The sequence below is a fragment of the Sulfuricurvum sp. genome, from assembly GCF_049305995.1.
Classification (GTDB): domain Bacteria; phylum Campylobacterota; class Campylobacteria; order Campylobacterales; family Sulfurimonadaceae; genus Sulfuricurvum.
In genome coordinates, this window is the sequence record NZ_JBAQPS010000339.1 from 1 (window position 1) to 6112 (window position 6112).

5 protein-coding genes are annotated in these 6112 nt (G+C 38.2%); all 5 read left to right on the plus strand.

Translation table 11 applies throughout. The features are described 5' to 3' along the window. On the plus strand, positions 1-1151 hold a 1151-nt coding region (locus tag WA010_RS11515), incomplete at its 5' end, for an AMP-binding protein (protein ID WP_422557257.1). Continuing rightward, positions 1148-2884, plus strand: coding sequence for an ATP-binding protein (locus WA010_RS11520; protein ID WP_422557258.1), 1737 nt, complete (start codon positions 1148-1150; stop codon positions 2882-2884). The genes WA010_RS11515 and WA010_RS11520, both read left to right, overlap by 4 nt. Positions 2885-3002: 118 nt before the next feature. Next, the gene (locus WA010_RS11525; protein ID WP_422557259.1) at positions 3003-4505 is read left to right on the plus strand and encodes an AAA family ATPase; all 1503 of its coding nucleotides are present in this window, start codon (positions 3003-3005) and stop codon (positions 4503-4505) included. 204 nt (positions 4506-4709) lie between these two features. Next, on the plus strand, positions 4710-5504 hold the full coding sequence (locus tag WA010_RS11530) for an AAA family ATPase (RefSeq protein WP_422557260.1): 795 nt from the start codon (positions 4710-4712) through the stop codon (positions 5502-5504). Between the two features lie 363 nt (positions 5505-5867). Then, a complete protein-coding gene (locus tag WA010_RS11535) occupies positions 5868-6077 on the plus strand; it encodes a hypothetical protein (protein ID WP_422557261.1) in 210 nt (69 codons plus the stop codon). The last annotated feature ends 35 nt before the right edge of the window (positions 6078-6112 follow it).

The following is a 6112-nucleotide window of genomic DNA, read 5'->3' on the forward strand; positions in this document are numbered from 1 at the left end:
TCTGGATCGATAAAGCACCAAAAGAGGATTCACAACATTTAGTATTGGATGAGATACTAAGCGATCACTTGCACACGCACAGTCCATCTCCCTCACAGTTGGATGATACGGCAGTTATTTTTTACACATCAGGTACGACGGGGCACCCTAAGGGGGCGATGATCAGCAACCGAAACCTTTTTTCCAATCTCGTCGGAGCACGTGAGCGGTTTGATTTGAGTTCACGTGATCGTTTCATCGTCTATTTGCCGATGTTTCACTCGTTTACCTTTTCGATTATGGTGATACTCCCTTTTTTCATCCGAGCATCGTTTGTCATTATCCCCTCGATTTTGCCTTTTAGCAATATCATCAAACAAACCCTTCTCAAACGGGTCACGGTATTTATGGGGGTTCCTGATATCTATAATGCTCTTATCCGTGCAAAACTGCCGTGGTATTTTCTGTGGTTCAATTCTATCCGATGTTTTATCTCCGGTGGGTCGGCACTGAACGAAGATACTTTGAACCGATTCCGATCCACTTTTAAACGTGCCATAATGTTGGAGGGATATGGGCTAAGCGAATGCTCCCCAGCCGTGATTATCAATCCGGTTGAGAAACAAAAAACCCTTTCGGTAGGGTTACCGCTGTATGGATATGAGGTAAAAATCGTAAACGATGAGATGGTAGAACTTCCCGTAGGTGAATCGGGTGAATTGATTATTCGAGGCGATTGTGTGATGCAGGGGTATCTGAATAACCCGAGCGCAACGGAAGAGACGATCCAAAACGGGTGGCTTCGCACCGGAGATATCGCCAAAGTCGATGAAGAAGGGTATGTTTACATCGTTGATCGGATTAAAGATCTAATAATTTCGAAAGGGATCAACATCTATCCGCGACAGATCGAAGAGCAGATGATGCTGTTGCCACAGATTAAACTCGCGGCTGTGCTCGGAGTGAATGATCCTCACAGCGGTGAAGTCCCAATCGCTTTTGTGGAGTTGGAAGAGGGGTATGAAGATACGACTCAAACCTTTATCAAATCGCAACTCAAAGAACATTTGGCGGCATTTAAAATCCCTAAAACCATAACCGTGGTAGAATCTCTTCCTAAGACAGCTACGGGTAAAGTACTGAAACGCGTTCTCAAACAAGGAATCCATTGAAATTTCTAGTCGATTTTTTAGAAAACAAAACCATCGAAAAAACCCATATTTTTTCGCAGCTTAAATGTACGGTGGAAGAGGCAAAAATATTGCAGCTTCTCACTAGAAAGTTTTTACAATCTCAAGAAGATGTAATCGTAGCAGAGTTACTCCAAGAGCTTTACGGTGCCGATGATTATACCTATTTGGAACATTTCGGAGAGGTTAAAACCCTTTTGGAACTGGGATGGATGACCCATCACTCGTTTACTCCGCTCAAAATCAGTGAACTCTCTCACCTCGAACTTTATAACACCCCCGTTGCGCTCACCTCGATTTTTATGAAGCTTCTCGAAGAGGGATCGTTAGAGATGACACTCCCTGATATTAAACCCTATGCCGATCATTTGGAATATCTCCAAGATCAGTTTTTCCGCATCGAGCTGTACCAAAAAATGTCGATTATTCGTCATAACGGAAACGAGCATTCATTGGGGATCAACCGTATTCAAAACAAACTTGATCTCCTCGAAAAACGGATTGATGAGCGGATTGCCCAAACCTCACTCGACGTTGTACTCGATCGCTTTTTCAAACAAAAGAAACTGGAACCCAAAGAGCAGGTTATTTTTCTCGCCCTATTAAAAGAAGAATACAGTGCGACCGAGGGGAACTTACGAGAGATGAATACTCTCATCGATTTGATCAGTTTTGATGATTACGAGCGGATCAAAAACCGTGCCCTTCTCGAAGACGGTGCTCGCCTTATCAGCGATGAAGTGATTGATTATGAGGAGATGCTCAACCCGTTCGGCGGTATCAGTCGAGCCTTTTATATCGTCGATGAGGTGCTTCAATCGATCATGCACCCACAGAAAAAGAAAAAAGTACGCAAACTCAAACTCGATATGCTGATCAAAGAGCAGGAGATTTTCGAGTTGATTGAACCGACTACCTCTCTTGAAAATGTCGTTTTGAACCCTTCGACAGAACAAACCCTTCAAAATCTTATGCGTCAGCTCGATCGAGAAGTGATTGCACGGCTTCATGAATGGGGAGTCAAAGACAAAAAGGCAGGGATCGATGCACGGATTATTTTTTACGGCCCTCCGGGTACGGGCAAAACCCTCACCGCTCACTCACTCTCTCGCTCTCTAAAGCGACAGGTTTTGAGTTTTGACTGCTCTAAAATCCTCTCTATGTATGTCGGTGAATCGGAAAAAAATGTTCGTAAAATCTTCGATACCTATGCCGATCTTACGAAGCAGACGAAAACAGAGCCGATTTTACTTCTGAACGAAGCCGATCAGTTTCTCTCATCAAGATCGCAAGGTGCAGGGACATCCGCCGATCAGATGCACAATCAGATGCAAAATATCTTTTTAGAGCAGATCGAGAAATTTCAGGGGATTTTGATCGCAACGACCAACCTCCTCGAAAACATCGATCAGGCATTTTCACGCCGTTTTAACTACAAAATCGAGTTCAAAAAACCGGATCAAAAACAGCGTGTTACCTTGTGGAAAATGATGCTTCCGAAAAATGCACCGTATGAAAACGGATTTGATGTTGAAAAACTCTCATCCTACCCTCTTACCGGGGGGCAGATTAATCTGATCGTTAAAAATACGGCGTATCAGGTTGCGGCACGTAAAGAGGGGACGTTCAAACTCGATGATTTTATCGGCGAGATTCAAAAAGAGCGTTCCGGCAGTTTTGAAGGGGAAAAATCGATGGGATTCATAAACCATTAAAAAATTCTCTGTTTACGATCTGATGTTACACACTAAAACTAAAATATCTCTTGTTTTTATATACTTATTCCTTTTTTAGTATATAATATATTCAATAACTAGTTTAAAAGGATAGATATTGATAGGAAGACAAAAAGAGATAGCCCTTCTAAATAAACTTTGTGATACCAATGAGAGTAAGCTTGTAGTGGTACATGGCAGAAGAAGAATCGGTAAAACCTATCTTATTAACACTATGTTTAAAGTCAATCGTGATGATTGTATCTTTTTTGAATATACTGGAAGTGATGATCAAGATGCTGATACTCAACGGCTCAATTTCATAGAAGCGATCTATGATTGGTTTAAAACCGAACCTACAAAAGCTATAACTACTTGGACTGAAGCTTTTATATTTTTAAAAAGAACCATTGAAGATGCGTGTGAACAAAAAAACCATAAAGGCAAAGTAGTCATCTTCATCGATGAAGTTGCTTGGATAGACAAGCACAACAAAGCTGGATTTTTAAGTGCTTTTGGACATTTTTATAATACTTATTGCCAAAAAAGAGAGAATATCATCACGATACTATGTGGCTCAAATGCTTCTTGGATCAAAAATAAAATTCTCAAAGACACCAAAGGGCCACTGTATCAAAGAGTTGATTTAGAGATACCAATGCTCCCTTTTACACTCAAAGAGACCAAAGAATATCTGATAAAAGAAAAAAAGTTTGATATCGATAACAAAAGTGTAACGGATATTTATATGATACTTGGCGGAGTTGCGAAGTATCTTAGCTTTTTGGACTCATCCTTGTCAGTATCTCAAAATATTGATAATCTCTTTTTTACTATCTCCGCGCCACTTTTTGATGAATATGATGCTATTTTTAAATCACTCTTTTATGATAAACATACATTTCATAGACAAATCGTTGATATTTTATGCTCAAAACAATCTGGATTTACCATTGCCCAGCTTGGGACGATCATAGACAAAGAGCAAACCGACCCAACAAACAAAAGACTTAGAAATGCTACACAAGAGCTTATCGATACAGGTTTTATAAAGCCACTGGGTAAACTCCATAATAAAACACGAGAGACAAAATATATCATAGCAGACCCGTTTTGTCTGTTTCACTACAAATGGGTAAAAGATTTAAGTAAAAATGAAATCGTTTCTATGAAAAACCATTTTACACATATCGTCTCAACCCCTAGTTATAGCATTTGGTGTGGGTTTGTTTACGAAGCGGTGATGATGATAAATATAGAACTTTATCTGCAAAAGCGAGGCTTGTCGGCACTGTATAAAAATATCACCTATTGGCAATATAGTGCAAACCCGCAAATAGAAGATGACAGGGGTGCACAAATCGATATGGTGATAGAGTATGAAAACAATATCTATGACATAGTGGAGTGCAAATACTACAATGATGAATTTACAATAACAAAAGAATATGCTGATAATCTACGGCATAAGGTGGCAAAATTTAAAGAGCATGGCATAAAACAAAAAACGAGATATGATTTGAAACTTGTGATGCTGACAACGTATGGAACAAAGAAAAATAGCCATTTTAATGCTCTAAATATATCCAGTGATATTACTTTAGGCGATTTGCTTGATTGATGGGTATTATATTAACAGCTATTATAGTAAAAGGTATAATAGCCTAAACTATAAAAGAAGTTAGTGAAAATCCATATCCTCCGATTCGCTGGGACAAATCTTAATTCAAATGAAAACTTGAGGATAGGTACTATCTCGTTGATCCGTTTATGAAATATTTTTAAATAGACAAAATACGTCCATTATATTTTATAAACTTACACCATGGAAACTTTAACACACAATACTCTTACTGGACACCAATCAGAGATCTTCAAAGGTATCTGCTCTAAGATCACCACAATTTTAGAGGATAAAGTATTGACTTCACCGGATCTTGGTGATTATATCGTCTCATTGCAAGGTGTTGCCGGTACGGGTAAAACCTATCTCACGACACAAATCGTTAAATTTCTAAAAACTTCAAACATCAATTTCATGATTACTGCCCCGACACATAAAGCAGTCAGTGTGATTGCGAGTACTTTGATAAACAATGGCATTGTGGCTAGTTGCAAAACTATCCACTCTTTTTTAGGCATCAAGGCGTTTAAAGATTATGAAACGGGGGCTGAGAAGTTTGTAATCGATAAAACAGTCAAACAAGACCAAGCCACAGCAGTGCTGATTGTCGATGAAAGCTCCATGATCGGAAATGAGCTCTATGATTATCTTTTAGAGAAGATAGAAGCCAATAAGATAGGGTGTGTTCTATTTGTAGGGGATCCCAATCAGCTATTACCCATCAGCGGAGAAAATAATCAAATCTATCAGCTGAAATATCAGTTTGAACTCCAGGAGATCGTTCGTCAAGCCAATGAGAGCAGTATTATCAAAATATCAACCAAGATCAGAGATATGATTGCAACGAAATCTTTTATCGATTTGAAACAATTTGTAGAACAAAATCAGTACGATGACATCCAATATTTCCACAATGATCGTGATTTTTTGGAAGACTTTTATGCCAATGAAAAATGGTATGAAGAGGATAACATCATGGAAGCAAAGAGAATTTAGATCAAAAAATTATTAAAGTAATCAATCCTAAATATGCAATTATTAGCCATGATAATCTGCATGGACATCCAAGTGAAAATATAATAAAGATGTTGGAAAATAATAAAACTCAAGTCTTTTTAACTAATGATATAACAAAAATTACAACTTCAATTGCTTCTACAAGACAGACAGTCGGGAGTGTTGCTTGTGGTAATATTATATTCATATGATTGAAGTGGTTGAAAACAAAACTCTTCCATATGAGCTTGCAATAAAGTTTTCCAAATTAAAATAAAGAGTTATTTGAGGAATCAAACCGAGTAAAAAAATCTTTATAGCTTGTTCGTGATATAATAAAAAATATCCATTTTGGAGTACCAAATGACTATGAGAATAAGTATAAAAGATCAGTATATGCCGGAGTTTGAAAAGTTTTTAAAAACGCTACCGGATGATGCTATCGAGATTAAAAACTCACTTGATGATGAGATCAACAAAAGAGTGGAAGAGTATAGAAGCGGAAAAATGAAAACCACGCCGTTTATGGATGGTTTAGACGAAATAAGAGCGAGTCTAGTATCGAGACTTTAATTATTGAAAAATCGGATAGATTTAAAGATGAGCTC

Excerpts from the sequence above, each read along its gene's own strand:
- WA010_RS11530 (WP_422557260.1), top strand. The coding sequence starts at position 4,710 with ATGGAAACTTTAACACACAATACTCTTACTGGACACCAATCAGAGATC.
- WA010_RS11535 (WP_422557261.1), top strand. The coding sequence starts at position 5,868 with ATGACTATGAGAATAAGTATAAAAGATCAGTATATGCCGGAGTTTGAA.